Annotated in this window: 21 protein-coding genes, 1 pseudogene and 1 riboswitch; of the genes and pseudogenes, 16 read left to right on the top strand and 6 right to left on the bottom strand. The window is 73.7% G+C overall.

The annotated features are described in order from the left end of the window. Positions 1-421: 421 nt before the first annotated feature. Both ACGF5O_RS03990 and ACGF5O_RS03985 read right to left on the bottom strand, forming a co-directional pair. A complete protein-coding gene (locus ACGF5O_RS03990) occupies positions 422-1,549 on the bottom strand; it encodes an alpha/beta hydrolase (protein ID WP_393808323.1) in 1,128 nt (375 codons plus the stop codon). A 126-nt stretch (positions 1,550-1,675) separates the two neighbouring features. Beyond that, on the bottom strand, positions 1,676-2,410 hold the full coding sequence (locus ACGF5O_RS03985; protein ID WP_393808322.1) for a class II aldolase/adducin family protein: 735 nt from the start codon (positions 2,408-2,410) through the stop codon (positions 1,676-1,678). Positions 2,411-2,606: 196 nt separating this feature from the next. Here ACGF5O_RS03985 and ACGF5O_RS03980 point away from each other — a divergent pair, with 196 nt between their 5' ends. From ACGF5O_RS03980 to cobI, 10 genes and pseudogenes are all read left to right on the top strand, one after another. Then, positions 2,607-3,386: a lysozyme gene (locus ACGF5O_RS03980; protein WP_393808321.1), complete on the top strand. Its 780-nt coding sequence runs from the start codon at positions 2,607-2,609 to the stop codon at positions 3,384-3,386. Between the two features lie 174 nt (positions 3,387-3,560). Next, a complete protein-coding gene (locus ACGF5O_RS03975) occupies positions 3,561-4,805 on the top strand; it encodes an anion permease (protein ID WP_393808320.1) in 1,245 nt (414 codons plus the stop codon). A gap of 18 nt (positions 4,806-4,823) precedes the next feature. Further along, complete coding sequence (locus tag ACGF5O_RS03970; RefSeq protein WP_362651701.1) at positions 4,824-5,051, top strand: hypothetical protein; 228 nt, start codon at positions 4,824-4,826, stop codon at positions 5,049-5,051. A gap of 186 nt (positions 5,052-5,237) precedes the next feature. Continuing rightward, positions 5,238-5,379, top strand: a riboswitch (cobalamin riboswitch). A gap of 112 nt (positions 5,380-5,491) precedes the next feature. Continuing rightward, positions 5,492-6,442 (top strand): cobalamin biosynthesis protein, encoded by a 951-nt coding sequence (locus ACGF5O_RS03965; protein WP_393808319.1) that lies wholly within the window; start codon positions 5,492-5,494, stop codon positions 6,440-6,442. Continuing rightward, positions 6,439-7,950: a cobyric acid synthase gene (locus tag ACGF5O_RS03960; RefSeq protein WP_393808318.1), complete on the top strand. Its 1,512-nt coding sequence runs from the start codon at positions 6,439-6,441 to the stop codon at positions 7,948-7,950. The genes ACGF5O_RS03965 and ACGF5O_RS03960 overlap by 4 nt, the downstream gene beginning before the upstream one ends. Next, entirely contained in the window at positions 7,947-11,615 is a 3,669-nt protein-coding gene (cobN, locus tag ACGF5O_RS03955; RefSeq protein ID WP_393808317.1) for a cobaltochelatase subunit CobN, read from the top strand. The genes ACGF5O_RS03960 and cobN overlap by 4 nt, the downstream gene beginning before the upstream one ends. Beyond that, positions 11,612-13,624: a putative cobaltochelatase gene (locus tag ACGF5O_RS03950; protein ID WP_393808316.1), complete on the top strand. Its 2,013-nt coding sequence runs from the start codon at positions 11,612-11,614 to the stop codon at positions 13,622-13,624. Before cobN ends, ACGF5O_RS03950 begins: the two co-directional genes overlap by 4 nt. After that, positions 13,624-14,223 (top strand): cob(I)yrinic acid a,c-diamide adenosyltransferase, encoded by a 600-nt coding sequence (cobO, locus tag ACGF5O_RS03945; protein WP_393808315.1) that lies wholly within the window; start codon positions 13,624-13,626, stop codon positions 14,221-14,223. The genes ACGF5O_RS03950 and cobO overlap by 1 nt, the downstream gene beginning before the upstream one ends. Before the next feature lie 2 nt (positions 14,224-14,225). Beyond that, positions 14,226-15,848: pseudogene (locus ACGF5O_RS03940) on the top strand (cobyrinate a,c-diamide synthase); the annotation flags it as partial. Next, positions 15,833-16,579, top strand: coding sequence for a precorrin-2 C(20)-methyltransferase (gene cobI, locus ACGF5O_RS03935; RefSeq protein ID WP_393808314.1), 747 nt, complete (start codon positions 15,833-15,835; stop codon positions 16,577-16,579). The pseudogene ACGF5O_RS03940 and the gene cobI, both read left to right, overlap by 16 nt. An 11-nt stretch (positions 16,580-16,590) precedes the next feature. On the opposite strand, the gene ACGF5O_RS03930 is transcribed toward cobI, so the two are convergent. Further along, complete coding sequence (locus ACGF5O_RS03930; RefSeq protein WP_393808313.1) at positions 16,591-17,319, bottom strand: ZIP family metal transporter; 729 nt, start codon at positions 17,317-17,319, stop codon at positions 16,591-16,593. Between the two features lie 84 nt (positions 17,320-17,403). Between ACGF5O_RS03930 and cobM the strand changes: the two genes are divergently transcribed. From cobM to cobC, 6 genes are read left to right on the top strand one after another with little or no spacing between them, the layout of a single operon-like run. After that, positions 17,404-18,264 (top strand): precorrin-4 C(11)-methyltransferase, encoded by an 861-nt coding sequence (gene cobM / locus ACGF5O_RS03925; protein WP_393808312.1) that lies wholly within the window; start codon positions 17,404-17,406, stop codon positions 18,262-18,264. Beyond that, positions 18,261-19,697: a precorrin-6y C5,15-methyltransferase (decarboxylating) subunit CbiE gene (cbiE, locus tag ACGF5O_RS03920; protein WP_393808311.1), complete on the top strand. Its 1,437-nt coding sequence runs from the start codon at positions 18,261-18,263 to the stop codon at positions 19,695-19,697. Before cobM ends, cbiE begins: the two co-directional genes overlap by 4 nt. Continuing rightward, positions 19,694-21,397 (top strand): precorrin-3B C(17)-methyltransferase, encoded by a 1,704-nt coding sequence (gene cobJ, locus ACGF5O_RS03915; RefSeq protein WP_393808310.1) that lies wholly within the window; start codon positions 19,694-19,696, stop codon positions 21,395-21,397. The genes cbiE and cobJ overlap by 4 nt, the downstream gene beginning before the upstream one ends. Further along, positions 21,394-21,978: a precorrin-8X methylmutase gene (locus ACGF5O_RS03910; protein WP_393808309.1), complete on the top strand. Its 585-nt coding sequence runs from the start codon at positions 21,394-21,396 to the stop codon at positions 21,976-21,978. Before cobJ ends, ACGF5O_RS03910 begins: the two co-directional genes overlap by 4 nt. Continuing rightward, on the top strand, positions 21,975-22,901 hold the full coding sequence (locus tag ACGF5O_RS03905) for a sirohydrochlorin chelatase (RefSeq protein ID WP_393808308.1): 927 nt from the start codon (positions 21,975-21,977) through the stop codon (positions 22,899-22,901). The genes ACGF5O_RS03910 and ACGF5O_RS03905 overlap by 4 nt, the downstream gene beginning before the upstream one ends. Next, positions 22,891-24,003 (top strand): Rv2231c family pyridoxal phosphate-dependent protein CobC, encoded by a 1,113-nt coding sequence (cobC, locus tag ACGF5O_RS03900; protein WP_393808307.1) that lies wholly within the window; start codon positions 22,891-22,893, stop codon positions 24,001-24,003. The genes ACGF5O_RS03905 and cobC overlap by 11 nt, the downstream gene beginning before the upstream one ends. Positions 24,004-24,111: 108 nt before the next feature. Here the strand turns inward: cobC and ACGF5O_RS03895 are convergent, their stop codons facing one another. From ACGF5O_RS03895 to ACGF5O_RS03885, 3 genes are all read right to left on the bottom strand, one after another. Continuing rightward, positions 24,112-25,050, bottom strand: a complete 939-nt coding sequence (locus ACGF5O_RS03895; protein ID WP_393808306.1) for an SCO1860 family LAETG-anchored protein — start codon at positions 25,048-25,050, stop codon at positions 24,112-24,114. Positions 25,051-25,192: 142 nt separating this feature from the next. Then, a complete protein-coding gene (locus tag ACGF5O_RS03890; RefSeq protein ID WP_393808305.1) occupies positions 25,193-26,284 on the bottom strand; it encodes an amidohydrolase family protein in 1,092 nt (363 codons plus the stop codon). Positions 26,285-26,289: 5 nt separating this feature from the next. Beyond that, positions 26,290-26,916, bottom strand: a complete 627-nt coding sequence (locus ACGF5O_RS03885; protein ID WP_393808304.1) for a hypothetical protein — start codon at positions 26,914-26,916, stop codon at positions 26,290-26,292. Between the last annotated feature and the right edge of the window lie 3 nt (positions 26,917-26,919).

The following is a 26,919-nucleotide window of genomic DNA, read 5'->3' as shown; positions in this document are numbered from 1 at the left end:
CTCGGGGGGCGGCGGCCAGGGGTCGCGTTCGGACGAGTCGAAGCCTTGAGTCGCGCGGGATACGGGACGTCACGGGTGCAGTCTTCCGGTTGACGGTCCGAAAACCCAAACGGAATGTCACGGCGGGCGACGGGGCTGGCCAACGCACGGGGTGCGAGGGGAGGCGAGGAGACATGTTCAGGCCAGTGGTACGGCGTTAAACGGAACCTCCGGAACCGGCTGGGACCGGGGGTTCCGACTCGGGGCGGAGAGCCGCCGGGGACAGGAGGGGAAGGACCAGCGGGTGCGGGAAGAATCACATCGGGCCCCTCGGAGGTGCCCGATGTGAGGTACCGAAGTGAGGTGCCGATGTGAGGTACCGATCGGTGCTGCCGACGGGTGCCGGGGCGGGCTCGTCCGGGGGCGCACGCGCCGGAGCGCGTCACATCAGGGGCGTGAGGAACCGGCGCAGCCGCTCCTCGTACTCCTCCGGGTCGGGGTTCCACATCGCGCCGTGCGGGGCGTCCGGGACGGTGTGCAGGGCGACCAGGTCGGGGCGGCGCTCGGCGAGGCGGCGGGAGTACACCCAGGGGGCCACGGTGTCGTCGGGGCCGTGCACGATCAGGGTGGGCACGGTGAGCCGGTCCGGGTCGAGGGGGTCCGCGGTGTGGTCGGCGTGCAGGCCGGCGCGGCCCTGGGCGGCGCGTACCGCGAGCGGCAGCAGGGGCTCGGGGGTGTGCCGGGCCTGGGCGAGGGCGCGCAGGGTGGCCTCCCAGCTGAGTACCGGGGAGTCCAGGACGAGGCCGGAGATCCGTTCGCGCAGTGCGGAGTGGGCGGCGGCGCGCAGCGCCATGGTGGCGCCGGTGGACCAGCCGTGCAGGACGACGCGGCGGGCGCCGTAGCGGACGGCGTAGCGGATCGCCGCGTCCAGGTCGCGCCACTCGCTCTCGCCGAGGTGGTTCAGGCCGTCCGGTGGGCGCGGGGCGCCGAGGTCGCCGCGGTAGGCGAGGGCGAGGACCGGCAGGCGGCGGGCGTGCAGGAAGGCCATGACGTTCATGGGGTGCTCGCGGGTGGTGCCGAGGCCGTGCACCGCGATCACCCAGGTGTCGCGGTGGCCGGGCACGAACCAGGCGGGCAGCGGGCCGAGTTCGCCGGGGAGGTCGATGTCGGCGTACTCCAGGCCGAGGGCGGTGCCCGGGTTGCCGACGTGGACGTTGGCGGTGAGCCAGGCCCGGTCGCCGGTCTCGAAGGTGCCGTGGGTCACCCGCTCCAGCCGCCGTACGACGGTGTCGGCGGTGTCCGCGGCGGCCTGGAGGACGGCGCCGACGACCGCGTGCGAGCCGTCCCCGGCCAGGCCGTAGGTGCCGGGGCGCAGCGAGGCGAGGTCACGGGTGAGGGTGATGCGGCCGGCCGCGGTGCCGTGCACGGTGAGCCGGGGCTCGGTGGGCAGGGGGCGGCCGGGCGGTGCCTTCAGCGCGGCGTCACTGGCGAACCGCCCCGCGGCCACACCGGCCGCACCGGCGGCGAGTACGGCACCGACGGCAGCGGCCGTGACTTTGACTGGGCGCACCTGTCCAGTGTCGGGGCGGAGCGGGTCGGCGGCCAGTGGAGGCGGGGGCGGTGGGGGTGGCGGTGGGGGTGGCGGTGGGGGCGAGGGTGGTGAAGGCGAGGGCAGGGGCGGGGGGTCCGCCTCCGTTCACTTCTCCTTCTGCCCGTAGCCGCGGAGCCGCTCGCCCACCTCCGCCACCTGTGCCGGGGAGAGCAGGCTCGGGGCCAGGCCGGGCACCGAGGACGCCGCCAGCCACAGGCGGCACATCCACTCCAGCTGGGCGGTGCGGTCGTAGGCCTGGGTCAGGGTGGTGCCGTAGGTGATCGTGCCGTGGTTCTGGAGGAGGCAGCCGGAGCGGTCGGCGAGGGCGCGGAGCATGTTCTCGGCCAACTCGTCGGTGCCGTACGTCGCATACGGGGCAACCCGGACCGCGCCGCCGAGCGCTGCGGACATGTAGTGGATCGCCGGCAGCTCGGGGACGAGCGTCGAGACGGCCGTGGCGTGCACGGCGTGGGTGTGGACGACGGCCCGGGCGTCGGTGCTGCCGTAGATCGCGAGGTGCATCGGCAGTTCGCTGGTCGGGACCAGGGTGCCGAGGACCTGGCGGCCGGCGAGGTCCACGCCCGTCACGTCGTCCGGGGTGAGCCGGTCGTAGGGCACGCCCGACGGCGTGACCAGCACGGTGTCGCCGACGCGGACCGAGACGTTGCCGGAGGTGCCGACGACCAGTCCGTCGGAGACCGTGCGGCGGGCGGCGTCGACGAGTTCGAGCCAGGCGTCCGCCTCCGCCGCGCGTACATCCCGCCTTCGCGGCTCCGACACACCTTGTGCGCCGGCCCGTCCATCCCGTCCGTCACGCTCGTCGCGCCGCTGCTCAGCCATGGCCCGATCCTGCCAGGCGGGGCTCCAACGGGCCTGCACGGCTGGGCACTTTAGGCCGGACGTCCCGAATCCTGTAGAGCGCAAACCACCGCAAAGAGTTCCATTTCCAGGCTTGGCCGAAGATCGCCGAGGATACGCCGATCTTCCAATAATCTCTGGACGATTTTTCGTACACGTCGCCATTCCGGGGGGAAACATGGCCCGTGACCGTATTCCGCCGTCCCACGACCGCCACCGCCGGCGCCGCCGCCACGCCCGCGCCCTCGCGGCGGCCGTGGCGGCGCTCGCCCTCGCGGGCACCGCGACCGCGTTCACCGGGACACCGGCGTCCGCGGCGAGCCTGCCGAAGGGGCACGACGTCTCCTCGCACCAGAAGAACGTCGACTGGCCGAGCGCCAGGACGAAGGGCGCCAGGTTCGTCTACATCAAGGCCACCGAGTCCACCACCTACCGCAACCCGTACTTCGACCAGCAGTACAACGGCTCACGCCAGGCGGGGATCAGGCGGGGCGCGTACCACTTCGCCCTGCCGGACAAGTCGTCGGGCGCCCGGCAGGCCGCGTACTTCGTGAGCCACGGCGGCACCTGGACGGCGGACGGCTGGACGCTGCCGCCCGCGCTCGACGTCGAGTACAACCCGTACGACAAGAAGCACAGGTGCTACGGACTGAGCACCTCCCGGATGGTCCAGTGGATCAGGTCCTTCAGCGACGAGCTGAAGCGGGAGACGGGCCGGCGGCCGGTGATCTACACGACCACGAACTGGTGGAACCTCTGCACCGGCGGCAGCGGCGCGTTCGCCGCCGACCACGCGCTGTGGATCGCCCGGCACGGCTCGGCGGACGCCGGGACGCTGCCGGCCGGATGGTCGTCGTGGACCTTCTGGCAGTACGACAACAGCGGCAGCCTGCCGGGTGACCAGAATCTCTTCAACGGGTCGGCGGGCCGACTGAAGGCGTTCGCCCTGGGCCTGTAGCCAAGCGGCGACCGGGCCGCCGGGCCGGAACCGGGACGGCGGCCTCACCCCACTCCGCGCACACCCACCCCGATATCGATCTCATACACCACCAAGACCGCCCCAGTTCACCTTCCGTTCATCCAGGTTGCCTACGGTCCAACAGCCAATGACCTCGAAAGATTGCCTGGGTAAATGGAAAACTTCTCGCTGATCCTCGCGATTGTGGTGATCACCGCACTCGCGTTTGATTTCACGAACGGTTTCCACGACACCGCCAACGCGATGGCCACCACCATCTCGACCGGTGCGCTCAAGCCCAAGATCGCGGTGGCCATGTCCGCCGCGCTCAACCTGGTGGGCGCCTTCCTGTCGGTGGAGGTCGCCAACACGATCTCCAAGGGTCTCGTCGACGAGAACGGCATTCGTCCCGAGGTCATCTTCGCCGCCCTCGTCGGCGCCATCCTCTGGAACCTGGTGACCTGGCTGGTGGGCCTGCCGTCCAGTTCCTCGCACGCCCTCATGGGCGGTCTGATCGGCGCCACCGTCGCCTCCGCCGGCTTCGGCGCGGTCCACGGCGACGTGCTCGTCACCAAGGTCCTGCTGCCGGCGGTCGCCGCCCCCGTCGTCGCGGGCCTCGCGGCGGCGCTCTCCACGCGCCTCTCCTACAGGCTCTCGAAGAACGCCGAGGACGAGGCCACCCGCAAGGGCTACCGTGCCGGCCAGATCGCCTCCGCCGGCCTGGTCTCGCTCGCGCACGGCACCAACGACGCGCAGAAGACGATGGGCATCATCACCCTCGCGCTGATCGCGGGCGGTTCCATCGCTCCCGGCTCGAACCCTCCCACCTGGGTCATCCTCTCCGCCGGCCTCGCCATCGCGCTCGGCACCTACATCGGCGGCTGGCGGATCATCCGCACCATGGGCACCGGCCTGACCGACCTCCAGCCACAGCAGGGCTTCGCCGCCCAGACCAGCGCGGCCACCGCCATCCTGGCCTCCTCCCACCTCGGCTTCTCGCTCTCCACCACGCACGTCGTCTCCGGTTCCGTGATGGGCGCGGGCCTCGGCCGCAGGGGCGGGACGGTCCGCTGGTCCACCGCGACCCGCATGATGGTCGCCTGGGTGCTCACGCTCCCGGCCGCCGCGCTGGTCGGCGCGCTGGCCGAGTCCGTGACGGACCTCGGCGACTGGGGCACGGCGGTCGTCGCCGTCTTCCTCGTGGCCTCCAGCGCCGCGATCTGGAAGCTCTCCCGCCGCGAGGTCGTGGACAGCGGCAACGTCGTCGCCGCCGCGGAGCCGGCCGGCGTGGTGACCACGGCGATCGCCGCCGTGACCCCGCCGCCCGTGGGCACGGCCACGGTCGCGGAGGACCTCACCGCCACGATCCCCTCCCCCGCCCCGGCCGCTCCCGCGGCCGACCCGGCCGCCACCGTCTGACCCCGAGGAAGAAGCGACATGAACATCGACTGGGCAGCCATCGGCTCCGTCTTCGGCGTCAGCCTCGTGGCCACCGTGGGACTGGTGGCCCTCTTCACCCTCGGCATCAAGGGCCTCTCCGCCCGCGAACGCGCCACCGCCCAGGGCGACTCCGCGGCCCTGGCCGTGACCGCCGCCTACCTCTGCTTCGCCGGCTGCGCGGCCGCCGTGGCGTACGGCATCCACCTGATCGTGGCGAAGGCCTGACACAAGAGGGCCCGGCACAAGCAGGCCTGACACACGAGGGCCTGACACAAAGGGCCTCGTCGGCGCCTCGAAGGCTCCTCTCCGTCCGGACGGAGAGGAGCCTTCCGCATGCCCCACAGGCCCCGCCGGACAACCGGTGTGGGCCTTCCCACACACTCCCCTCGCAGGTCAAAGGCAAGTTGACGGGTCTTCCGGGGGCGTGGTGGACTTCCGGAGCCATGTACGGCGGCAAGGGAGGAAGCCGGTGTGAATCCGGCGCGGTCCCGCCACTGTCACCGGGGTAGCAATCCCCCGGAAGCCAGGAACTCCCACCGCCGGTCTCGTCGAACCAGGGCGTGGACACCCTGAGTGAGGACATAACGCCATGCGCGGCTGCCGATCGAGGTCGAGTACCCGGCCCGTCCCCGACCCCGTCGCCGACCCCTCGGCCGGCTGAGCCGATGGGTGCCGATCGCGTCTTCGCGTACGGCGCCGCCGCCGGCCTACTCGGTGATCTGCTGCTCGGCGATCCTCGCCGAGGGCATCCGGTCGCCGTGTTCGGACGGGCGGCCGGAGCCGTGGAGCGGGTGCTGTGGCGGGACCACCGCGGGTGGGGCGCGCTGCACACCGCGGTGTGCGCCGGCGGCGCCGTGGCGCTGGGCGCCGTGGCCCAGCGGGTCGTACGGCCGTCCGCCGCCGCGTCCGTCGCTCTCACCGCCGCTGCCACCTGGGCCGTGGTCGGGGGTACTTCGCTCGCGCGCGAGGCCCGTGGCATCGGGCGGGCCCTGGAGGCCGGCGACGTCGAGGCGGCCCGCGCCCGGCTGCCGCATCTGTGCGGACGGGATCCGCAGGCCCTGGACGCCGACGGGATCGCGCGGGCGGTCGTGGAGTCCGTCGCCGAGAACACGAGCGACGCGGTCGTGGGCGCGCTGGTGTGGGGAGCCGTGGCCGGCGTCCCCGGGCTGGTGGGGTTCCGGGCCGTCAACACCCTGGACGCGATGGTGGGTCACAGGTCGGCCCGGTACCGGCGGTACGGGTGGGCCTCCGCGCGGCTGGACGACGTGGCCGGCTGGCCGGGGGCGCGGCTCACCGCCGTACTGGCCGCGGCGGCCGGGGACGACCCGCGGGGGGCCGTACGGGCCTGGCGGGCCGATGCCGTGAAGCATCCGAGTCCCAACGCCGGGCCCGTGGAGGCGTCGTTCGCGGGGGCGTTGGGGGTGCGGCTCGGGGGGACGTTGTCGTACGGGGGCCGGGTCGAGCACCGGCCGGTGCTGAACGGGGAGGGGCGGGCCGTGGAAGTCGCGGACATCGAGCGGGCGGTGTGGTTGTCGCGGCGGGTGGGGTGGCTGGCGTTGGGGGTGGGCGCGGCCGGGGCGCTGCTGCGCGGATCGCTCCGGGGCAGGGCGTCATGAACAACGGAGGCCTCCTCGTCGCAGGTACCACCTCCGACGCCGGGAAGAGTGTCGTCACCGCCGGTATCTGCCGGTGGCTGGTGCGGCAGGGTGTGAAGGTCGCGCCGTTCAAGGCGCAGAACATGTCGCTCAACTCCTTCGTCACGCGCGAAGGAGCCGAGATCGGGCGGGCGCAGGCCATGCAGGCGCAGGCCTGCCGGGTGGAGCCGACCGCGCTGATGAACCCCGTGCTGCTCAAGCCCGGCGGCGAGCAGAGCAGTCAGGTCGTGCTGCTCGGCAAGCCGGTCGGCGAGCTGAGCGCGCGTGGCTACCACGGCGGGCGGCAGCAGAAGCTGCTCGGGACCGTGCTCGACTGTCTCGCCGAGTTGCGGGGCACGTATGACGCGGTGATCTGTGAGGGGGCCGGCAGTCCGGCGGAGATCAACCTGCGCCGGACCGACATCGTGAACATGGGGATCGCCCGGAACGCCGGGCTGCCCGTGCTCGTGGTCGGGGACATCGACCGCGGCGGTGTCTTCGCCTCCTTCTTCGGGACCGTCGCGCTGCTCTCGCCGGAGGACCAGACCCTCGTCGCCGGGTTCCTCGTCAACAAGTTCCGCGGGGACGTCTCCCTGCTGGAGCCGGGCCTCGACATGCTCCACGGGCTCACCGGGCGGCAGACCTACGGCGTCCTGCCCTTCCGGCACGGCCTCGGGATCGACGAGGAGGACGGGCTGCGGGTGTCCCTGCGCGGGACCGTGCGCGAGTCGAACACCGCCCCGCCCGTGGGCGATGACGTGCTGCGGGTCGCCGTCTGTGCGATCCCCCTGATGTCCAACTTCACGGACGTGGACGCGCTGGCCGCCGAACCGGGCGTCGTGGTGCGGTTCGTGGACCGGCCGGAGGAGCTGGCCGACGCCGACCTCGTCATCGTCCCCGGCACCCGGGGCACGGTCCGCGCCCTGGAGTGGCTGCACGAGCGGGGGCTCGCGGAGGCGCTCCGCAGGCGCGCTGCCGAAGGGCGGCCCGTGCTCGGCGTCTGCGGCGGCTTCCAGATCCTCGGGGAGCACATCGAGGACGAGGTCGAGAGCCGGCGGGGGCGGGTGGAGGGTCTCGGGGTGCTGCCTCTGAGGGTGCGGTTCGCCCCCGAGAAGATCCTCACCCGGCCGGAGGGGACGGCACTCGGCGAGCGGGCCGAGGGGTACGAGATCCATCACGGGGTCGCCGAAGTCACCGGAGGCGAACCCTTCCTGGACGGCTGCCGGGTCGGGCAGACCTGGGGCACGCACTGGCACGGCTCGCTGGAGTCGGACGGTTTCCGCCGGGCCTTCCTGCGCGAGGTGGCGGCCGCCGCGGGCCGCCGGTTCGTGCCGGCCCCCGACACCTCGTTCGCCGCGCTGCGCGAGGAGCAGCTCGACCGGCTCGGCGACCTGATCGAACAACACGCGGACACGGACGCGCTCTGGCGGCTCATCGAGTCGGGCGCGCCGCAAGGACTGCCTTTCATTCCACCGGGAGCGCCCGCATGAGCACTGTGCTGTTGTTGTCGACCGCCGACACCGATCTGCTGGCGGCCCGGGCCGCCTCCGGTGCCGACTACCGGATCGGCAATCCGACGCGCGTCGACGTCGCGGAGGAGCTGCCCGCGCTGATCGCGGGCGCGGACATCGCCGTCGTACGGCTGCTCGGCGGCAAGCGGGCCTGGGAGGACGGGCTCGCCGCGCTGAAGGCCGCCGGGATCCCGACCGTGCTGCTCGGCGGCGAGGCGGTGCCGGACGCCGAGCTGATGGCGGAGTCGTCGGTGCCGGCGGGTGTGGTCGCCGAGGCCCTCAGGTACCTCGTCGAGGGCGGCCCCGCCAACCTCACCGAGCTGGCCCGGTTCCTCTCCGACACCGTGCTGCTCACCGGCGAGGGGTTCGTCGAGCCGGGGAAGATGCCGGAGTACGGCGTGCACGGCGCGCGTACCCGGGAGAGCGGCCGGCCGACCGTCGGAGTGCTCTTCTACCGGGCCCACGAACTGAGCGGCAACACCGGCTTCGTGGACACCCTGTGCGACGCGATCGAGGCGCACGGCGCCAACGCCCTTCCGGTGTACTGCGGTTCGCTGCGCGGCGCGGACGCGGGGCTGTACGAGCTCCTCGCCGAGGCGGACGCGCTGGTCGCGACCGTCCTGGCGGCCGGCGGTACGCACGCCTCGCAGGCCTCGGCCGGCGGCGACGAGGAGGCCTGGGACATCGGGGCGCTCGCCGACCTCGACGTGCCGGTGCTGCAGGGTCTCTGCCTGACCTCCTCGAAGAGCGCCTGGGACGGGTCCGACGCGGCCCTCTCCCCCATGGACGCGGCGATGCAGGTCGCGATCCCGGAGTTCGACGGGCGGCTGATCACCGTCCCGTTCTCCTTCAAGGAGCAGGGTCCCGACGACGTCCCGGTGTACGTCGCCGACCCCGAGCGGGCCGGACGGGTCGCCGGGATCGCCGTACGGCACGCGCGGCTCCGGCACAAGCCGAACGCGGAGAAGAAGATCGCGCTGGTCTTCACCGCGTACCCGACCAAGCACTCCCGGGTCGGCAACGCGGTCGGCCTGGACACGCCCGCGTCGGCGGTGCGGGTGCTGGACGCCCTCGCGGCGGCCGGCTACGGGGTATCCGAATACCCCTCCGAGGGCGACGAGTTGATCCACCGGCTCATCAACGCCGGTGGCCACGACGTCGAATGGCTCACCGAGGAGCAACTGGCCGCCGCGCCCGCGCGGGTGCCGCTCGCGGACTACCGGGCGTGGTTCGAGAAGCTCGACCCGGAGCTGCGGGACGCGATGACGGAGGCGTGGGGCGAGCCGCCGGGCAACCTGTACGTCGACGGGGACGACATCGTGCTGGCCTCCCTGCAGTTCGGGAACGTCGTCGTGATGATCCAGCCGCCGCGCGGCTTCGGCGAGAACCCGATCGCGATCTACCACGACCCGGACATGCCGCCGTCGCACCACTACATGGCGGCCTACCGGTGGCTGGACAACTCATTCGGCGCGGACGCGATCGTGCACATGGGCAAGCACGGCACGATGGAGTGGCTGCCGGGCAAGGGCCTCGGGCTGAGCGCCGGCTGCGCGCCGGACGCGGTCCTCGGCGAACTGCCGCTGATCTACCCGTTCATCGTCAACGACCCCGGTGAGGGCACCCAGGCCAAGCGGCGCGGGCACGCCACGGTCGTCGACCACCTGGTGCCGCCGATGGCCCGCGCCGACACCTACGGCGACCTGGCCAAGCTGGAGCAACTGCTCGACGAGTACGCGCTGGTGTCCGACCTGGACCCGACGAAGGCGCCGGCCGTCCGCGCCCAGATCTGGACGCTGGTCAAGGCGGCCGAGCTCCACCACGACCTGCACGTGGCCGAGCAGCCCGAGGACGACGACTTCGACTCGTTCGTCATGCACATCGACGGCTACCTGTGCGAGATCAAGGACGTGCAGATCCGCGACGGGCTGCACATCCTCGGCGGCGGTCCGGTCGGCGAGCCCCGGGTGAACCTGGTGCTGGCCGTGCTGCGCGCCTCGCAGGTGTGGGGCGGGCAGGCCAACGCGCTGCCGGGGCTTCGCGCCGCCTTCGCCGCGTATTTCGGCCTGGTCGAGAAGGAGTTGCTCGCGGAGCCGGGCGCGCCGGTGAAGGTGCCGGTCGAGCTGTCGGATCTGGTCGAGGGTCCGTCGCGCACCGCGGCCGACGCGATCGACCTGCTGGAGCAGCTGTGCCGCCGGGTCGCGGAGGGCATGGAGCAGCGGGACTGGGCGGTCGGCGAGAGCCGCGCGCTGGTGCGGGAGGTCCTCGGCACCGAACTCCCGGACGCGGTGGCCGTGCTGGAGTTCGCCTGCAACGAGGTCGTGCCGCGGCTCGCCCGCACCACGGACGAGATCGGGCACATCCTGAAGGCCCTGGACGGCGGTTACGTCCCGGCCGGCCCGTCCGGCTCCCCCACCCGCGGCCTGGTCAACGTCCTGCCCACCGGCCGGAACTTCTACTCGGTCGACCCCAAGGCGATTCCCTCCCGGCTGAGTTGGGAGGTCGGCCAGTCCCTCGCCGACTCGCTGGTGCAGCGGTACCTGAGCGACACCGGGGCGTACCCGAAGTCCGTCGGCCTGACGGTGTGGGGCACCTCCGCGATGCGCACGCAGGGCGACGACATCGCCGAGATCCTGGCGCTCCTTGGCTGCCGTCCGGTCTGGGACGACGCGTCGCGGCGCGTCACCGGCTTCGAGGTGGTCCCGCTCGACGAGCTGGGCCGGCCGCGCATCGACGTCACGGTCCGCATCTCCGGTTTCTTCCGGGACGCGTTCCCGCACGTGGTCGGGCTGATCGACGACGCGGTGCGCACGGTCGCCGAGCTGGACGAGCCGGCGGAGTCCAACTACGTGCGGGCGCACGCCGACGAGGACACCGCCGAGCACGGCGACCGGCGGCGCGCGACCGCCCGTGTCTTCGGCTCCAAGCCGGGGGCCTACGGCGCCGGGCTGCTGCCCCTGATCGACGCCCGCAACTGGCGTTCCGACGCGGACCTCGCCGAGGTGTACGCGGTGTGGGGCGGTTACGCCTACGGGCGCGGGCTCGACGGGCGGGCGGCGCGCGGGGACATGGAGACCGCGTTCAAGCGGATCGCGGTCGCCGCGAAGAACGTGGACACCCGCGAGCACGACCTCGTGGACGCCGACGACTACTTCCAGTACCACGGCGGCATGGTCGCCATGGTCCGTCACCTGACCGGCGCCAACCCCGAGGCGTACGTGGGTGATTCGGCCACCCCCGACCAGGTGAGGACCCGCACCCTCGGCGAGGAGACGCACCGCGTCTTCCGGGCCCGGGTGGTCAACCCCCGTTGGATGGCCGCGATGCGCCGGCACGGCTACAAGGGCGCCTTCGAGATGGCGGCGACCGTCGACTACCTCTTCGGCTACGACGCCACGGCGGGCGTGGTCGACGACTGGATGTACGAGAAACTCAGCGCGGAGTACGTCTTCGACCCGGAGAACCGGGACTTCATGAAGAAGTCCAACCCGTGGGCGCTGCGCGGCATCACCGAACGGCTCCTGGAGGCCGCCGACCGGGGCCTGTGGGCCGAGCCGGACGCGGACACCCTGGAACGGCTGCGCGCCACCTACCTCGAGCTCGAAGGCGACCTGGAAGGCAACTCGGAGGGCGACGACCAGTGAGTACCCCGTTCCCGTTCACGGCCGTCGTCGGCCAGGACGACCTGCGGCTCGCGCTGCTGCTGAACGCCGTCTCGCCGGCGGTCGGCGGCGTGCTGGTGCGCGGCGAGAAGGGCACCGCGAAGAGCACCGCCGTGCGCGCGCTGTCGGCGCTGCTGCCGGCCGTGGACGTCGTCGCCGGCTGCCGCTTCTCCTGCGACCCGGCCGCCCCGGACCCGGCCTGCCCGGACGGCCCGCACAACCCGCCCGGCGCCTTCGAGTCCCGCCCGGCGCGCATGGTCGAGCTGCCGGTGGGCGCCTCGGAGGACCGGCTGGTCGGCGCCCTGGACATCGAACGCGCCCTGGCGGAGGGCGTGAAGGCCTTCGAGCCGGGCCTGCTGGCCGACGCGCACCGGGGCATCCTCTACGTCGACGAGGTCAACCTCCTCCACGACCACCTGGTCGACCTGCTGCTGGACGCGGCGGCGATGGGCGCGTCGTACGTGGAGCGCGAGGGTGTGTCGGTCCGGCACGCGGCGCGCTTCCTGCTCGTCGGGACGATGAACCCCGAAGAGGGCGAGCTGCGACCGCAGTTGCTCGACCGGTTCGGCCTCACGGTGGAGGTGGCCGCCTCCCGCGAGCCCGACCAGCGGGTGGAGGTCGTACGGCGGCGGCTCGCGTACGACGACGATCCGGCGGGGTTCGCGGCGCGCTGGGCGGGCGAGGAGACCGCCGTACGGCAACGGATCATGGCGGCACGGGAGTTGCTGCCGTCGGTCCGGCTCGGCGACGGGGCGTTGCGGCAGATCGCGGCGACCTGCGCGGCCTTCGAGGTCGACGGGATGCGCGCCGACATCGTGATGGCCCGGACGGCGACCGCGCTGGCCGCGTGGGCCGGGCGGACCGAGGTGCTCGCCGAGGACGTACGGCAGGCCGCACTGCTGGCGCTGCCGCACCGCAGGCGCCGCAACCCCTTTGACGCGCCGGGACTCGACGAGGACAAGCTGGACCAGACGCTGGAGGAGTTCTCCGGGGAGGACCGGAGCGAGGACGATCCGGATCCGGACGGTCCCGGTGGGGGCGGCGGGCAGCCGCGGCCCGACGAGGGGCCGCAGGGTGACGGGGACACCGGTGGTGCCGCCCGGCCCGAGGCCGGGGAGGGCGACGGCGTGCCGCAGCAGGCCGGTGGCGGGGAACAGGCGCCCGTGCGGGCCGCCGAGCCCTTTCGTACCAAGGTGCTGAGCGTGCCCGGGATCGGCGAGGGCGCCGCCGGGCGGCGGTCGCGGGCGCGGACCGAGCACGGGCGGACCACGGGCGCGCGCCGGCCGCGCGGTGCGCTGACCAAGCTGCACCTGGCGGCGACCGTGCAGGCCGCCGCCCCGCACCAGCGGGCGCGCGGGCGGTCCGGGCCGGGGCTCGTGCTCCGGCGGGACGATCTGCGGCAGGCGACCCGGGAAGGGCGTGAGGGGAACCTCGTGCTGTTCGTGGTCGACGCGTCCGGGTCGATGGCGGCCCGGCAGCGGATGGGCGCGGTGAAGGGCGCCGTGCTGTCGCTGCTGCTCGACGCGTACCAGCGGCGGGACAAGGTGGGGCTGGTGACCTTCCGGGGTTCGGCCGCCGATGTGGCGCTGCCGCCGACCTCGTCGGTGGACGCGGCCGCGGCCCGGCTGGAGTCGCTGCCGACCGGCGGCCGTACACCGCTCGCGGCCGGGCTGCTCAAGGCGCACGACGTGCTGCGGGTGGAACGGTTGCGGGATCCGGCGCGGCGGGCGCTGGTGGTGCTGGTGACCGACGGACGGGCCACGGGCGGGCCTGAGCCGGTCGCCCTGGCCGGGCGGGCGGCCCGGCTGTTCGCGGCCGACGGGGTCGCCTCGGTGGTCGTGGACTGCGAGTCCGGGCCGGTGCGGCTGGGGCTCGCCGGCCAGTTGGCGGGCGAGCTGGGCGGTACCGCGGTGACGCTCGACGAGCTGCGGGCGGACTCGATCGCCGGGCTGGTGAATGACGTTCAGGGTCGTTCGAGGAGGGCCGCGTAATGCCGCAGGGACAGCCGAGTGTCGTGCCCGACGACGGCCTGACGACCCGCCAGCGCCGCAACCGGCCGCTCGTCGTCGTGCACACGGGGATCGGGAAGGGCAAGTCCACCGCCGCGTTCGGGCTCGCGCTGCGGGCCTGGAACCAGGGGTGGCCCATCGGGGTGTTCCAGTTCGTCAAGTCGGCGAAGTGGAAGGTCGGCGAGGAGAACGCGCTGCGGGTGCTGGGCGCCTCCGGCGAGGGCGGGACCGTCGACTGGCACAAGATGGGCGAGGGCTGGTCCTGGGTCCAGCGCGACGCCCAGATGGACAACGAGGAGAAGGCGCGGGAGGGCTGGGAGCAGGTCAAGCGGGACCTCGCCGCCGAGACGTACCGGCTGTACGTGCTCGACGAGTTCGCGTACCCGATGCACTGGGGGTGGGTGGACACCGATGAGGTCGTGGAGGTGCTGCGCAACCGGCCGGGGACGCAGCATGTCGTGATCACCGGGCGGAACGCGCCGGAGAAGCTGGTCGACCTCGCCGATCTCGTCACCGACATGTCCAAGGTCAAGCATCCGATGGACGCGGGGCAGAAGGGGCAGAGGGGCATCGAGTGGTGATGTCCTCGTCCGTGCCCCGGCTGGTCGTCGCCGCGCCCTCGTCGGGCAGCGGCAAGACCACCGTCGCCACCGGGCTGATGGCCGCGTTCGCCGCGCGGGGGCTCGCCGTGTCCCCGCACAAGGTCGGGCCGGACTACATCGACCCGGGGTACCACGCGCTCGCGACCGGGCGGGTGGGGCGGAACCTCGACGCGTACCTGTGCGGGCCGGAGCTGATCGGCCCGCTGTTCGCGCACGGCGCGCGGGGGTGTGACCTGGCCGTCGTCGAGGGCGTGATGGGGCTGTACGACGGGGCCGCGGGGGAAGGGGAACTGGCGTCCACCGCGCATGTCGCGAAGCTGTTGCGGGCGCCGGTGGTGCTGGTCGTGGACGCGTCGTCGCAGTCGCGGTCGGTGGCGGCGCTGGTGCACGGGTTCGCGTCGTGGGATCCGGAGGTGCGGGTCGGGGGCGTGATCCTGAACAAGGTGGGGTCGGACCGGCACGAGGAGTTGCTGCGGGAGGCGCTGGATTCGGCGGGGGTGCCGGTGTTCGGGGTGTTGCGGCGGGTGGCGCGGGTGGATACGCCGTCGCGGCATCTGGGGTTGGTGCCGGTTGCCGAGCGGCGGGGGGCGGCGGTGGAGGCGGTGGCGGCGATGGCCGCGCAGGTCTCCGACGGGTGTGACCTGGAGGGGCTGATGGGGTTGGCGCGGGGGGCCGGGACGGTGCCGGGTGGTGCTGCGTGGGATGCGGGTGCGGCCCTGGTTTCCTCGCCCCCGCCGCCCCTACCCGTCCCGTCCCTCCAGGGGGTGGACCCCCTTCGACCGCCCGTTTCGGGGGCTGCCGCCCCCGGACCCCCGCTTCGGCCTGAACGGCCTCGTCCTCAAACGCCGGACGGGCTGGAAGGGGTGCGGGACGGCTCTCGTCCTCAGACGCCGGACGGGCTGGAGGGGGCGCGGACCGGCTCTCGTCCTCAGACGCCGGACGGGCTGGAAGGGGTGCGGGACGGCTCTCGTCCTCAGACGCCGGACGGGGCGAAGAAGACCGGCGTGCGGGTTGCCGTCGCTGGTGGGGCCGCGTTCACCTTCTCCTATGCCGAGCATGTCGAGTTGCTTGCCGCTGCCGGGGCCGAGGTTGTCGTGTTCGATCCGCTTCGGGATGAGCGACTGCCGGACGGGACGCGTGGGTTGGTGATCGGGGGTGGGTTTCCCGAGGTGTACGCCGCCGAGTTGGCCGCCAATGAGCCGCTGCGCAAGGCGGTCGGTGAGCTTGCCCTCGGTGGATCCCCTGTCGCCGCCGAGTGCGCCGGGCTGCTGTACCTCTGCCGTGAGCTCGACGGGCTGCCCATGTGCGGGGTGTTGGACGCGGGCGCGCGGATGTCGGAACGGCTGACTCTCGGGTACCGGGATGCCGTTGCCGTGAGTGACAGTGTGCTGGCCGTCGCCGGGACGCGGATGCGCGGGCACGAGTTCCACCGGACCGTGGTGGAGCCGGGGGCGGGGGCGGCTCCCGCGTGGGGGGTGCGTGCGCCCCGGCCGCGGGTCGAAGGTTTTGTACAGCGGGGTGTGCACGCGAGTTATCTGCACACGCACTGGGCGTCCGAGCCCGGTGTGGCCCGGAGGTTCGTGGAGAGGTGCCGGACGTCATGAGCAGCAGCAGGTTGATCGGAGTCGGGGTCGGGCCCGGTGACCCGGAGCTGGTGACCGTCAAGGGGGTCAACGCGCTGCGTGCGGCCGATGTCGTCGTGGTCCCGGTGATGGACACCGGTGAGCAGGGACGGGCCGAGGCCACGGTGCTGCACTACGTCGGGGCGGAGAAGGTCGTACGGGTCGTCTTCGCGCTGAACGAGCGCAGTGACCGGGGGCGGCGGGAGGCCGCCTGGGACGCGGCGGGGACCCGGGTCGCCGAGCTGCTGCGGGGCAACGGGACGGTCGCCTTCGCCACCATCGGGGATCCGAACGTCTATTCGACGTTCACGTATCTCGCGCAGACCATCGCCGAACTGGTGCCGGACGTGGTGGTGGAGACCGTGCCCGGGATCACCGCCATGCAGGATCTCGCCGCCCGCTCCGGGGCCGTGCTCACCGAGGGGACCGAGCCGTTGACGCTGGTGCCGGTGACGGCGGGGGCCGAGGTGCTCAAGGACGCGCTCAGCGGGCCGGGGACGGTCGTGGCGTACAAGTTCGGGCGGCATGCCGGGGCGGTCGTGGAGGCGTTGCGGGAGGCCGGGCGGCTGGACGACGCGGTGTGGGGGGCGGCGCTGGGACTGGCGGAGGAATCCGTCCGGCCGGCCGCCGAGCTCGACGGCTCCCCGCTGCCGTACCTCTCCACGCTCATCGCGCCCCCGCGCCGGGACGGTGGCAGAGGCGGGAAACTGTGAGCGGTCGGGCGTCAGCCGGAGATGCCCACCACCAGCCAGATGAAGGCCGCGCCTGCGACCGTGCACAGCAGCGTCGAGCGGGCCGGGTGTTCGTGGTGGGCCTCGGGGAGGATCTCGGCGGCGGCCAGGTAGAGCAGGACGCCGCCGAAGAGACCGAGATAGCCGCCGAGAACGCTCTCCGGGATGGTGACGAAGATCGTGGACAGGGCGCCGACGACCGGTGCGAAGGCGTCCGCGACCAGCATGCCTATCGCCCGGCGGCGCGCGTTGCCGTACAGGCTCGTGATGGTGAACGTGTTGAAGCCGTCCGCGAAGTCGTGGGCGATCACGGCCAGCGCGACCGCCGCGCCCATGCCGCCGCCCACCTGGAAGGCCGCGCCGATCGCCACGCCGTCCATCGCGCTGTGGCCGACCATCGCACCGGCCGCCGTCAGGCCCACCTCGGGGGCCCGGTGGCCGTGCTCGTCGGCGCCGTGCGCGGCCTGGCGCAGGGCCAGGGTGCGCTCCACCAGATGGGCCAGCAGGAAGCCTGCCACGAACAGCAGCAGGGCGGCCGGTACGCCGAAGACCTCCCGGCCGGCCGCGCGCAGCGCCTCCGGCAGCAGGTCGAGACCGACCACCCCGAGCATCAGACCGCCGGCCAGGCCCAGGACCAGGTGACGACGGTCGGTCACACGCTGTGCCGTCCAGCCGCCGGCCAGCGTCATCAGGAACGCGCCGAGCGCGACGAAGACCGCCATGTGCCCTTGCTATCCGATCGACCCGCCCCAGCGCACATCCAGCACCACCAGTAACACCCTTTGTCCAGAGAGGACCGAATTTCCATGGCCGATGCCGCCGCCTCTGCCGCTGCCGCCGACCCCGCCTCCGGCGCCGCTCCGGCCGGCAGGGTGACCTTCGTCGGTGCCGGCCCCGGCGCCGCCGACCTGCTGACGTTCCGGGCCGCGCGCGCCATCGCCGAGGCCGACGTCGTGATCTGGGCCGCGAGCCTCGTCCAGGCGGAGGTCCTCCAGCACGCCCGCGAGGACGCGGAGGTGCTCGATTCCGCGACGATGTCCCTGGAGGACGTCGTCGCCGTGTACGAGCGGGCACGGGCCGAGGGGCTGCGGGTCGCCCGGATCCACTCCGGGGACCCGGCGCTCTGGGGCGGTACGCAGGAGCAGGTCGACCGGTGTGCCGGGATCGGCATCGAGGTCGAGATCGTGCCCGGCGTCTCCTCCTTCTCCGCCGTTGCCGCACTCGCCCAGCGCGAGCTGACCATTCCCGAGGTGGCGCAGTCCGTCGTGCTCACCCGGCTCGGCGGCGGCAAGACGCCGATGCCGCCCGGGGAGGAGGTGCGGGAGTTCGCCCGGCACGGGACCACCATGGCGGTCTTCCTCTCCGCCGCGCGCAGCGGGCAGCTGGTGCGCGAGCTGCTGGAGGGCGGCTACCCGACGTCCACCCCGGTCGTCGTCGCCTACCAGGCGACCTGGCCGGAGGAGCTGGTCGTGCGGTGCACGATCGAGACGCTGGAGGAGACGGTCAAGGAGCACAGGCTCTGGAAGCACACCCTCTTCCTGGTCGGCCCGGCCCTGGCCGCCCAGGGCACCCGCTCGCACCTCTACCACCCGGGCCACTTCCACGGCTTCCGCAAGGCCGACCCCGAGGCCCGGCGGGAGCTGCGCGAGCGGGGGGCCAGTACATGATCACCGTGGTCGGTACCGGGACGGGAGCGCCCCCGGCACCGGAGACGCTGGCCGGCGCCGAGCTGGTCGTCGGCGGGCGGCGGCACCTGGACGCCGTACGGCTGCCGGAGGGGGCCGAGCGGGTCGTCCTCGGGCCGCTGGCGCCCGCCCTCGACACCATCGGGGAGTACGTCGGCAAGGACCGGCCCGTGACCGTGCTGGCCTCGGGGGATCCGGGGTTCTTCGGGATCGTGCGGGTGCTGGCCGAGCGGTTCGGGGCGGAACGGCTGGACGTCCGCCCCGGGGTGTCCTCCGTCGCCGCCGCCTTCGCGCGGATCGGGCTCACCTGGGACGACGCCGTGGTGGTGAGCGCACACGGACGCGCCCTCCGCACGGCGGTGAACGTCTGCCGGGCGCACCCCAAGGTCGCGGTCCTGACGGGGCCGGGAGCGGGCCCGGCGGAGCTGGGGGCGGCGCTGCGGCATGCCTTCGGCACATCACCGGACACGCCACCGGGTGCAGTGCAGGACATGCCACCGGGTGCAGTGCAGGACACGTCACCGGACACGCCACCGGGCACGGCCCAGGGCATGCCACCGGGTGCAGTGCAGGGCACGACGCCACCGGGCACAGTGCACGGCACGCCACCGGGCGGGTCCGTGGGCGGGTCCGGCGCGCGCGTGCTCGTCGTCGCGTCGGCGCTCGGCTCCGCGCGGGAGCGCGTCGAGCGGGTCACGCCCGCCGAGGCCGCCGACCGGGACTGGGGGCCGGACGTCAGCGTGGTGCTGTGCCTCGACGAGGCGCGGACGCGGACGCCGGGCGCCGCGCGGACGGTCGCGGGCGGCCGGGCGGAACCCGCCGGGTGGGCCCTCGGCGAGGACGCGTTCGCGCACCGCGACTCGATGATCACCAAGTTCGAGGTGAGGGCGCTGGCCCTGGCCCGGCTCGGGCCCCGCCTCGGCGACCTGGTCTGGGACGTCGGCGCGGGCTCCGGGTCGGTGGCCGTGGAGTGCGCGCGGCTCGGCGCGGCCGTCGTCGCCGTGGAGAAGGCGGCGGACGGGGTGGCGCGGATCGCGGCCAACGCGCGGGCGCACGGGGTGTACGTGGATGTGGTGTGTGACATGGCACCGGATGCCCTGGCCGGACTCCCCGACCCGGACGCCGTGTTCGTCGGCGGGGGCGGGACCGAACTGCCCGCGATCGTCGGCGCCTGCGCCGCCCGCGCCCGGCGGACCGTGGTGGTCGCGATGGCCGCCCTGGACCGGGTACCGGCGGCGCGCGCGGCGCTCACCGGTGCCGGGTTCTCCTGCGACGGGGTGCTGCTGCAGTCGTCCCGTCTCGCACCGCTGCCGGGCGACGTGACCCGGCTGGCGGCGACCAATCCCGTGTTCCTGCTCTGGGGAACACGAACGGGAACACGAACCCCGTTGTCTGACGAAGGAGTTGCTCTGTGATCGGCCTGATTTCCGCCACCGCGGCGGGGGCGGCGGCGCGCGACCGGCTGGCCGCGGCGTGGCCGGACCGCACGCGGGTGTACGACGGTCCCGTCAAGGACGCCGTGCGGTCCGCGTTCGCGGAGTGCGAGCAGCTGGTGTGTTTCCTGGCCACTGGCGCGGTCGTCCGGCTGATCGCCCCGCTGCTGGGCGGGAAGGCGACCGACCCGGGCGTGGTGTGCGTCGACGAGGGCGGGCGGTTCGCCGTGTCGCTGGTCGGCGGGCACGGCGGCGGCGCCAACGAACTCGCCGTGCAGGTTGGTGAGTTGCTGGCCGCGCAGCCGGTGGTGACCACCGCGACCGACGCGGTCGGGCTGCCCGGGCTCGACACCCTCGGCCTCCCCGTCGAGGGCTCGGTGGCGGCCGTGTCACGGGCTCTGCTGGACGGCGAACCGGTGGCGCTGCACGCCGAGTTGACGTGGCCGCTGCCGCCACTGCCGCTGGCGGAGGAGGGCGCCTTCGCCGTCCGGCTGACCGACCGCGCGGTCGAACCCGCCGGGAACGAGGTGCTGTTGCGACCGCCGTCCCTCGTCGTCGGTGTCGGCGCCTCGAAGGACGCCCCCGTCGACGAGGTGCTCGGCCTCGTCGAGGCGGCGTTGCGGGACGCGGGGCTGTCGCCGCGCAGCATCGCCGAACTCGCCACCGTCGACGCCAAGTCCGGGGAACCCGGAATCGTCGCGGCGGCGGCGCGGCTCGGGGTCCCGCTGGTGACGTACTCCGCCGGGGAGCTGGCCGGGGTGCGGGTCCCCAACCCCTCGGACGCTCCCCTCGCCGCCGTCGGCACCCCCTCCGTCGCCGAGGCGGCGGCCCTCGCGCGCGGCGGCGAACTCCTCGTCCCCAAGCGGAAGTCGGAGCGCGGCGACGGCCGGCCGGCCATGGCGACCTGCGCCGTCGTACGACGGCCTGCGCGCGGCCGGCTCGCGGTGGTCGGGCTCGGCCCGGGCGCCCGGGACCTGCTCACCCCGCGCGCCAGGGCCGAACTCCGGCGCGCCGCCGTGCTCGTCGGCCTCGACCAGTACGTCGACCAGATCCGCGACCTGCTGCGGCCCGGCACCCGGATCCTGGAGTCGGGGCTCGGCGCCGAGGAGGAGCGGGCCCGGACCGCGGTCGCCGAGGCGCGCGCCGGGCAGGCCGTCGCGCTGATCGGCAGCGGGGACGCGGGCGTGTACGCGATGGCCTCCCCGGCGCTCGCCGAGGCCTCCGACGACATCGACGTGATCGGCGTACCCGGTGTCACGGCCGCCCTCGCGGCCGGGGCGATCCTGGGCGCGCCGCTCGGCCACGACCATGTCTCGATCAGCCTGTCCGACCTGCACACGCCGTGGGAGGTCATCGAGCGCCGGGTGCGCGCGGCGGCCGAGGCGGACATCGTCGTGACGTTCTACAACCCGCGTTCCCGGGGCCGCGACTGGCAGCTGCCCAAAGCGCTCGCGATCCTCGCCGGGCACCGGGAGCCGACGACGCCCGTCGGTGTCGTACGCAACGCCTCGCGCCCCGACGAGTCGAGCCGGCTGACCACCCTGGGTGCGCTGGATCCGGCGTGGGTCGACATGATGACCGTCGTGACCGTGGGGAACACGGCGACCCGGAACATCGCCGGGCGCATGGTCACCCCGCGCGGCTACCGCTGGCAGGGGAGCACCCAGGAGGAGGTCAGGTGAACCGGGTCGTCCATCCCATCGAGGAGGAGTCCTACCGGCGGCTGCGCGCCCGCCTGGACACCTCGCACCTCCCGCCGCTGACCCGGGCGGTCGTGGAGCGGGTCGTGCACTCCGCGGCGGACCTGGAGTACGCGACCGACCTGGTGACCGACGAGGGCGACCTGGTGAAGGCGCACGCCGCGCTGCACGCCGGGGCGCCGGTCGTCGTGGACGTCGAGATGGTCGCCGCCGGGATCACCCGCCGCGCGACGGTGTGCCGGCTGCGCGACGCCGAGTCCGGGCCCGGGCTGACCCGTTCGGCACACGCGATCCGGCTCGCCTACGAGCAGGTCGGGCCCGGCGCCCTGTGGGTGATCGGCAACGCGCCGACCGCCCTGGAGGAGTTGCTGACACTGGACGCCGCCCCCGCGCTCGTCATCGGTCTGCCCGTCGGCTTCGTCGGCGCGGTCGAGTCCAAGGCCGCGTTGCGGGAGAGCGGACTGCCCGCCGTGAGCAACGTGTCCGAGAAGGGCGGCTCGGCGGTCGCCGCCGCCGCGCTCAACGCCCTGCTGTACCACCCCACTTCCGAGGAGACGCCGTGACCACCCCGCCCGCCCTGCTCATCGCCGGCCACGGCACCCGCGACGAAGCCGGGGCCGAGGCGTTCCGCGACTTCGTACGGGAGCTGGGGCGCCGCCACCCCGAACTGCCCGTCGCGGGCGGCTTCATCGAGCTGTCCCCGCCGCCGCTCGGCGACGCCGTGGCCGAACTGGTGGAGCGGGGCGTACGGCGGTTCGCCGCGGTTCCGCTGATGCTGGTCTCCGCCGGGCACGCCAAGGGCGACATCCCGGCCGCGCTGGCCCGGGAGAAGGAGCGGCACCCGGGGATCTCGTACGCCTACGGCCGTCCGCTCGGTCCGCACCCTTCCCTGCTGTCGGTCCTCGAACGGCGGCTGGACGAGGCGCTGGGCGGTTCCTCGCGGGCCGTCCAGGACCGCTCGGACGTGACCGTGCTGCTGGTGGGCCGGGGTTCCACCGACCCCGACGCCAACGCCGAGGTGTACAAGGCGGCCCGGCTGCTCTGGGAGGGCCGCGGGTACGCGGGGGTGGAGACGGCGTTCGTGTCGCTGGCGGCGCCGGACGTGCCGAGCGGGCTCGACCGGTGTCTGAAACTGGGGGCGCGCCGGATCGTCGTCCTGCCGTACTTTCTCTTCACCGGGATCCTGCCGGACCGGGTGCGGCAGCAGACCGAGGGCTGGGCGGCGGCGCACCCGGAGATCGAGGTGCGTTCGGCGGACGTCATCGGGCCCGAACCCGAGCTGCTGGACCTGGTGATGGAGCGCTACCGGGAGGCGGTCGAGGGTGATCTGCGGATGAACTGCGACTCGTGCGTGTACCGGATCGCGCTGCCCGGCTTCGAGGACAAGGTCGGGCTGCCGCAGCAGCCGCACTTCCACCCGGACGACGACGGCCAGCACCACGGGCACGGACATCATCACCATGGCGGGCACGCGCATGCGCACTGAGGACGGTTCCGGCGGTGCCGACGGCCCCGGAGGCGACAGAGGCTCCGGGGGCGGGCACGATCTGCGCCACCACGGCGACGCCGAGGTCCGGGACGGCGGTCCGGCGCTCGTCGACCTCGCGGTCAACGTGCGGACCGGCACTCCCCCGGTCTGGCTGCGGGAGCGGCTGGCGGAGTCCCTGGGCGGGCTCGCGGCCTACCCGGACGGGCGGGCGGCGCGGGCTGCGGTCGCGGCGCGGCACGGGCTGCCGGTGGAGGGGGTGCTGCTGACGGCGGGTGCCGCGGAGGCGTTCGTGCTGCTGGCGCGGGCGCTGAAGGTGCGCAGGCCGGTGGTGGTGCACCCGCAGTTCACCGAGCCGGAGGCGGCGCTGCGGGACGCCGGACACACCGTGGACCGGGTGCTGCTGCGGGAGGCGGACGGGTTCCGGCTGGATCCGGTGGCCGTCCCGGAGGACGCCGACCTGGTGGTGATCGGCAACCCGACCAACCCGACCTCGGTGCTGCACCCGGCCGAGACGATCGCCCGACTGGCCCGTCCCGGGCGGACGTTGGTGGTCGACGAGGCGTTCATGGACGCGGTGCCGGGTGAGCGGGAGACGCTGGCCGGGCGGACCGACGTACCGGGTCTTGTGGTGCTGCGGAGCCTGACGAAGACGTGGGGGCTGGCCGGGCTGCGGATCGGGTACGTGCTGGCCGCGCCGGAGATCGTCGCCGAGCTGGCGCGGGCGCAGCCGTTGTGGCCGGTGTCGACGCCGGCGCTGGCGGCGGCCGAGGCGTGTGTGGCGCCGCGCGCGCTGGCGGAGGCGGCGCACGCGGCACACCGCGTCGCCACCGACCGGGCCCATCTGGTCGCGGGGCTCGAGGAGTTCGCGCCGGAGGGGGTGCGGGTGGCGGGGCCGGCGGAGGGGCCGTTCGTGCTCGTCCGGATGGCGGGGGCGGCGGCCGTGCGGCGGCAGCTGCGGGTGCTGGGGTACGCCGTGCGGCGGGGGGACACGTTTCCCGGGCTCGACGAGGAGTGGGTGCGGATCGCGGTGCGGGACCGGGTGACGGTGAACCGGTTCCTCCAGGCGCTCGATCAGGCGCTGATGTTGATACGGGCGTGATGGCAGGAGGAACTGCGGACCGTGGGCGACCGCGGGTGCGTTGTGGCTGGTCGCGCCCGCGCGGCGGTAGCCGCACATCGACTACCGCCCCGCGCCCCTAAAGGGGCGCTATCGCCTGCGCCGGACCACAGTGACCGCTCCTCCGCCCGCCAGAATCAACGCCAGCGCTCCTCCCACGACGTACGGCATCGCCGAACTGCCGCCCGTCTCCGCCAGCTTGGTGGCCTCCTTCGCCGGGGCGCCCTGGACCTTCACGTCGGTCGCCGGGTCGGCGGGGTCTGTGGGGTCGGCAGGGTCGCCCGGAGCGGCCGGAGCGGCCTCGGAGTCGGGTGGCGTTTCGCACGTCGCCTTCGCCAGCGTCACCGTCCCCTCCACCTCGGCCACGTTGAGCTTCAGCGGGTTGATGGAGACCTTGAGTTCGAGGGCGCTGGCCGCCGCCGTGGTCGAGGTCGTCTCGCGCTTGGACAGGTCGAGGCGGACCTCGCCGACGCCGGGGACCTTGACGTCGGTGGGGCCGCCCGCGCTGAGCGTCACGCGCTTGCCGAGCACGGTGACGGCGCCGAGCACGTCGGCGGAGGCCTCCGGCTGCCTGCCGGTCTCGCAGGTGGCCTCGGACGTGACCGTGTCGAGTTCGACGAGGGACAGCAGGGGCAGGCCCGGCAGGTGCAGCCGGGCGTGGGCGAGATGGACGGAGGCCTCGGCGCGGTCGGCGGTGACCGTCGCCTTCGCCGCGGCGACGTCCGCGCCGAGGACGTTGAAGGGCTTGCCGCCGTCGACTCCGTCGAGGGTGGCGGTGAGCGCCGTCCGGTCGGCGCTCCGCGGTGCCTGGACCTCGTTCAGGGAGACCGCGAGCGGGACGTTCACGGTCTTGCTGAGGAGGGAGACGTCGAGGCCGGTGCGCAGGACGACCGCGCTCGCGCGACCGTGATCGGTGGTCGCGTGTGCGGTGCCCGCGCCGGCCAGGACCGCGGGACCGGCGGCCAGGGCCGTGGCCGTCGCGAGGGTCGCGAGACGGCGTGCGGGCATACGGAATGTGTCGCTGTTCAAGGTGGTGGGACCCCCAGAGGAAACTTGCTCGGGACCCGCCAAGAATTACGCACTGTGGGTGAACAGGCGGCAATCCTGCGTCACTTCACTCAATAGTGGACTTTCCGTGAATATATTCGAATCGGTCGGCACAGGAGTTCCCTTACTGCACGACCTGCCCGTTCAGCACCACTCTCCGGGGGGACGCGAGGACGCGCACGTCCGCGCGCGGGTCGCTCTCGTACACCACCAGGTCGGCCGGCGCGCCCTCCTCAAGGCCGGGCCTGCCGAGCCAGGCGCGGGCCGCCCAGCTGGTCGCCGAGAGCGCGTCCAGGGGCGGGATCCCGGCGGTCACCAGCTCGGCGACCTCGGCCGCGACCAGGCCGTGGGCCAGGCTGCCGCCGGCGTCCGTGCCGACGTACACCGGGATCCCGGCGTCGTAGGCGGCCCGGACGGTGTCGTAGCGGCGCTCGTACAGCCGGCGCATGTGGGCCGACCAGCGGGGGAACCTGGCCTCGCCGCCCGCCGCCAGGTCGGGGAAGGTGGCGATGTTGACGAGGGTGGGGACGATCGCGACGCCGCGGGAGGCGAAGAGGGGGATCAGGTCCTCCGTCAGGCCCGTGGCGTGCTCGACGCAGTCGATGCCGGCCTCGACGAGGTCCGTGAGCGAGCTCTCGGCAAAGCAGTGGGCGGTGACCCGGGCGCCGAGCCGGTGGGCCTCGGCGATGGCCTCCTCGACGGCGTCCCGGGGCCAGCTGGGGGCCAGGTCGCCGAGGTCGCGGTCGATCCAGTCGCCGACCAGCTTGACCCAGCCGTCGCCGCGCCGGGCCTCCTGGGCGACGTGGGCCACCAGGTCGGCCGGCTCGATCTCGTGGGCGAAGTTCCTGATGTAGCGGCGGGTCCGGGCGATGTGCCGGCCGGCCCGGATGATCTTCGGGAGGTCGTCCCGGTCGTCGACCCAGCGGGTGTCGGAGGGTGAACCGGCGTCCCTGATGAGGAGGGTGCCGGCCTCGCGGTCGGTGAGGGCCTGCTTCTCGGCCGTCGCCGCGTCCACCGGGCCGTGCGGGCCGAGGCCGACGTGGCAGTGGGCGTCGACGAGGCCGGGGAGCGTCCAGCCCTCGACGGTCCGGATGTCACGGGCGCCGGCGGGACGGTCGTAGGAGACCCGGCCGTCCACCACCCACAGCTCGTCGCGGACGTCCTCGGGGCCCGCCAGGACCCTGCCCTTCACGTGCAGCACCGCTCGATCGCTCATGCGGCTCAGCCTAGGGCGACCGGGAGTCCCTTCACGATACGGCTCAGCAGCCGGCCGCCGTGCACCCGCGGGGCGTCGAAGCCGCGCGGGTCGTCCTCGCCCTCCGCTCGCAGCACCTCGGGGACGAGGACCGCGGCCGGGTCGACGTCCTGGGCGAGGTCGAGGTAGGCGGGCGCGACGACCGCGCCGTGCAGGGTGCCGCCGACCAGGTCGGGGCTGAACTCACCCGACAGCACGGTCACTCCGGCCCGCAGGTCGCCGTGGATCATGACCAGCTTGTCCGTCATGCTGCCGATGAAGGCGTCCACGGTGACGCTGCCCAGCACCAGCAGCTTGGCGTCGCCCTCGAGGTAGACGTTGGCGGCCCGCAGGTCGCCGAGGACGACCGAGGCCGGGCAGCCGTCGTCGACGTTGACGATGCTGCCCTCGACGGTCAGGTCGCCGTCGACGACCACCCCGGCGCCGGAGGACCCGACCGTGTCCAGGTCGAGGTCGCCCGCGATCACCACCGGGCCGGTGTGCACGTCGTAGGACTCCTCGTAGAGGTTCTCGTACGACGACTCGGGCAGCCCCCGCCGCTCGAAGAGGGCGACGGTCTCGTCCCAACTGCGTTCCACGTGCTGTGCGTCCATGCC

This window comes from Streptomyces sp. NPDC048291, assembly GCF_043201715.1.
GTDB lineage: Bacteria > Actinomycetota > Actinomycetes > Streptomycetales > Streptomycetaceae > Streptomyces.
This window is presented reverse-complemented; position numbering and strand designations above follow the sequence as displayed.

Coding starts and splice junctions, on each gene's coding strand:
- cbiE (WP_393808311.1), top strand. CDS start 18,261: ATGATCACCGTGGTCGGTACCGGGACGGGAGCGCCCCCGGCACCGGAG.
- ACGF5O_RS03885 (WP_393808304.1), bottom strand. CDS start 26,916: ATGGACGCACAGCACGTGGAACGCAGTTGGGACGAGACCGTCGCCCTC.
- ACGF5O_RS03890 (WP_393808305.1), bottom strand. CDS start 26,284: ATGAGCGATCGAGCGGTGCTGCACGTGAAGGGCAGGGTCCTGGCGGGC.
- ACGF5O_RS03965 (WP_393808319.1), top strand. CDS start 5,492: ATGGGTGCCGATCGCGTCTTCGCGTACGGCGCCGCCGCCGGCCTACTC.
- ACGF5O_RS03970 (WP_362651701.1), top strand. CDS start 4,824: ATGAACATCGACTGGGCAGCCATCGGCTCCGTCTTCGGCGTCAGCCTC.
- cobO (WP_393808315.1), top strand. CDS start 13,624: ATGCCGCAGGGACAGCCGAGTGTCGTGCCCGACGACGGCCTGACGACC.
- ACGF5O_RS03985 (WP_393808322.1), bottom strand. CDS start 2,410: ATGGCTGAGCAGCGGCGCGACGAGCGTGACGGACGGGATGGACGGGCC.
- cobM (WP_393808312.1), top strand. CDS start 17,404: ATGGCCGATGCCGCCGCCTCTGCCGCTGCCGCCGACCCCGCCTCCGGC.
- ACGF5O_RS03975 (WP_393808320.1), top strand. CDS start 3,561: ATGGAAAACTTCTCGCTGATCCTCGCGATTGTGGTGATCACCGCACTC.
- ACGF5O_RS03960 (WP_393808318.1), top strand. CDS start 6,439: ATGAACAACGGAGGCCTCCTCGTCGCAGGTACCACCTCCGACGCCGGG.
- cobN (WP_393808317.1), top strand. CDS start 7,947: ATGAGCACTGTGCTGTTGTTGTCGACCGCCGACACCGATCTGCTGGCG.
- ACGF5O_RS03930 (WP_393808313.1), bottom strand. CDS start 17,319: ATGGCGGTCTTCGTCGCGCTCGGCGCGTTCCTGATGACGCTGGCCGGC.
- ACGF5O_RS03980 (WP_393808321.1), top strand. CDS start 2,607: ATGGCCCGTGACCGTATTCCGCCGTCCCACGACCGCCACCGCCGGCGC.
- cobC (WP_393808307.1), top strand. CDS start 22,891: ATGCGCACTGAGGACGGTTCCGGCGGTGCCGACGGCCCCGGAGGCGAC.